Here is a 3,499-nt window from a genome sequence, read left to right as displayed (position 1 = left end):
GAGTATGTCGTCGCCTTTCTTTATCCTGAATTTATTTTAGGATCTCTAAGAACCCTTATCCTAACGGATAAGGGTTTTTTGTTGTGTAAACTATTATACACAATTTCATGAATTTAGCATAAACGTCTTAGTTTAATGCTAAGACTAGGGATCATAACGAAAACCTGTGGATTGGGACATATTAAGCATATATATTAGTTAGCCTAAAAAGGAAGTATTTTATATTTCTAACATCTCTATCCCGATAGCTATCTGTAGTGATCTAAAAGCTTTTATTTAACATTAAAAGATTCTGCAGAAGAATTAGTAGTACGATTGTCAAAGTAATTAAAATGGATTGGTAGTTAATTGTTATCGTATTAAGTACAATATTGAATTTTTTAAATCCCGATTCTTCCGCTTTTCTATACCAATGTGCTGATTTTAGCATAGCGACATTCTTATCGTTGTTACTGTTGTAAATAGCTCTTAGTTGCTGAGACAAAATATATGTTGTTTTTAAATCAGGATAGTTTTCAAATAGAAGCCGTGCTCTTTCTATTTGGCTGTTCGTACACTTTTCTCTAATTTTATATAGTAAATAACAACTTCTGGCTAATAACTTTTTTACTATATTTCCATTGTTTAAAAGTTGTGGAATATGTGTTTTGTTTTAGGGTTTAGCATTTAGTATCGCCTGATTTTCTCTATTCATTGCTTCCCAACGGTTCTTGATTCTGAATTCTTGTAAAGCCTGTAAGGCTAATTTTTGTACATGAAAGTGATCCGTTACTTGTATGGCTGCTGGAAAACATTTTTTAGCTATCAACTTCATGGAGTTTGCCATATCAAGAGTGATTTCTATAACCTCTTGTCTTTTTTTAAGTGGATCTTACTGACTTGTTCAATAACCTGTTCTGTTTTAGTTCCAGCGACAATAGCCACTAATGATTCTTTGTTGCCTTTGGCTTTTTTATTAGTGACAATAGACTAAAGTTCTCCGTGGGATAAGTCAACTTCGTCAATGGCGAGATGAGTAGCAATATTTTCAGGGTAAATAATCCAGTTATGAGCATCTTTTCTAGGTTCCCAAATATTAAAAGAACTTAAGTGATTTTTATACTGCCTTTGGAGTTTTTTATCGTCAACACCAAAGAACCCTCCAATGATGTTACAGTTAATAGCGGTGTAATCTATTAATTTATTTTAAAAAAGCCGTGAACTCTTGCGTCATACGTGTTCCCTTGGCAATTAACTGCCTCCCGATAGCTATCGAGACTTTAACGATCTCGCTATTGATTTTATTTGTCCAACGATGACATTTAATGTGCAAGAAAACAAATTTACCGCTCAGCGAGAAATCTTGAATTGTGATTTCATCCAAAAAACCTTTGGATACTAGTTCCAAAGAATGAAACTCTTTTGGAGGTTTTGATTTTTCTTCAAAATAGAGATGTAGGTTATACTCATAATTGAGAATAGAAACTACTTCAAAGTTATCTACTAGAAAATCGGGAAGCATAAATTTTAAAAGGTCTATAGAAGTCATATCTCAATATTAATAGTACAAAAATAATAAGTTTTCTAAAACTTGTACCCAAGTTTTTTTCCTGATCCGACGTCGCCTCCCGAAATAGAAATACATAAAAAGTATCTGATCAAATACAAAAGTTGTCGATCAATCTAAACACTAGATGAGCTAAAATGATACAAGTTATTTTCCTTGCTTTTCCTTCCTGAAAGCCATCGCAAAGTATAAATTCACATATTTTTTACTAAATATTTTTACAGATATAGCTTAATTTTTTAATCATTGTTTAAATTCGCGATGAGGATTTGTAAATGTATGTAGATTGTGTCGAATGGTGTGAATTCGAATTAATCTATTTTTTTTGTCATTTGTTTTGATTCTGAAGCCCTATAATTTCATCATTGGTCTTCTCCAATTTTTTATGTAATTCTATTGTTAGACTGTATGTTTTTATCGCTTAAAGATATTTTCGAAAAGCTATTTGGTTCTTTTGATGTGGTTTTGCGTCAACTTTGCGGTTGTTTTGTGAAAGAGCTAATAATTACTAATGAGTAATTGCTTAGATGTATCTGCAATTTGAAGGTTTTTTAAAATTATTTTTGCTTCTAGTGTTATATAATTTTCTTAATCGATAGTTTTTATGAGGATTAGTCCTTAGTTATTTTAGAGCCTCTTTAGTGAAGTTGTTTATATGAGATCGTTTTTTGAAATTATTTGCATTATTATGATGCTCTTGTTTTGTTGAGATTAAGGTTATATTTTTTATTATGAGTGTTGTTATTTCTAAAATTAAATTTCGTTAATTAATTTCAGATTTTTGTCATAATGACAATTTCTGTATCTTTTTAATTTCAATGATAATTGTGGCATTAATTTTTTTGTTCTAGAAATATAAGGTACAGCAGTATCATGTTTGATATGTGAAAAAGGGTTTTGAGTGATGGATAGTTTCGTTCCAATAGTATGTTAGAAAAGTAGCCGTTTTTTGATTGGACTTACTTAATATGAAACTTTAATATTACCCAAGAAGTCTTTGGGTTATCATTACAAAATTTTTACAAAAAAATCTGTAGAAATCGGGTTAGCTATACTGTTATGTGACCTGGTGTGTATCCAGAACTTATAGGAAAGATAGCGCTTCTTTCATCAATGGGGATATTTATACCTTACTAATTGAATTATGTAGTATGTTAATTTGAAATTCTTTTTCTGCCTTCGTCGCTGGAAAATATATGGTAAACAAGCTTGCCTCTCGATGGGGAATTTTGGATGGTAGTTTCGTTAAAGAATCCTATGAAAATAACTTGACCATTATTAAATTATCGATGTCGAATATTTTTTTCTAAAAGCATGTTCTTAGGTATTATACCTAACTTTAGTATTAATCAAATCGAAGTACTTAACAAAAATATTAGGAATGTAAGTTTTAATCGTTCGTCCTTATTTGTATGATATATTCGCGCTTACTAGTAAGGACTTGTCTTTTTTCATTCTTTACAAATTTTTTAGATTTGTCCATTTTTATCTTGCCATAATGGTAGGGGTAATAATTGATTTTTAGGAGCTATTTCCTGCTATCCGCTACAATCTCTTGAATTCTCTCGATTATCATCTCAAGAATTCCAGAGGATTTCCACTTCTATCAGGGCTAGGTTAAGTGCTATTGATAGTATTTCTATTTCAAAATTTATCTTCACTCATATACAGTGTAAATATATGTTCTGAATCATCTATTTATTGACCTGCCTTCTAAAGGGATTGAGCTATTTAGTTTTAAATTTTGGAAATATGTGGTATCACTAAAATAGTTAATTATGTCTTGTGAGAATCATAAAGTGTTACCTAATATAAAAATCCCGCTATAAATCCGTCAAGCCTCCCTTTCTTTAATAGACGTTCGGGTAGCGTATTGTAGCTATGTCTATCTTTTAGATTCAGTATACATATTTATAACAGTAAGATAATTCGAGGGTTCTGTTATATAAGATG

The 3,499-nt window shown here is 30.6% G+C and carries 1 protein-coding gene and 1 pseudogene; both read right to left on the bottom strand.

The genetic code is table 11. The features are described from left to right. Positions 1-262: 262 nt before the first annotated feature. Positions 263-814, bottom strand: a pseudogene (locus HNQ00_RS16360) (transposase). Positions 815-1,180: 366 nt separating this feature from the next. Beyond that, a complete protein-coding gene (locus tag HNQ00_RS16180) occupies positions 1,181-1,528 on the bottom strand; it encodes an ISAon1 family transposase N-terminal region protein (RefSeq protein ID WP_173839544.1) in 348 nt (115 codons plus the stop codon). Between the last annotated feature and the right edge of the window lie 1,971 nt (positions 1,529-3,499).

It is taken from the genome of Flavobacterium aeripolare (assembly GCF_013294025.1).
Taxonomy (GTDB): Bacteria; Bacteroidota; Bacteroidia; order Flavobacteriales; family Flavobacteriaceae; genus Flavobacterium.
This window is presented reverse-complemented; position numbering and strand designations above follow the sequence as displayed.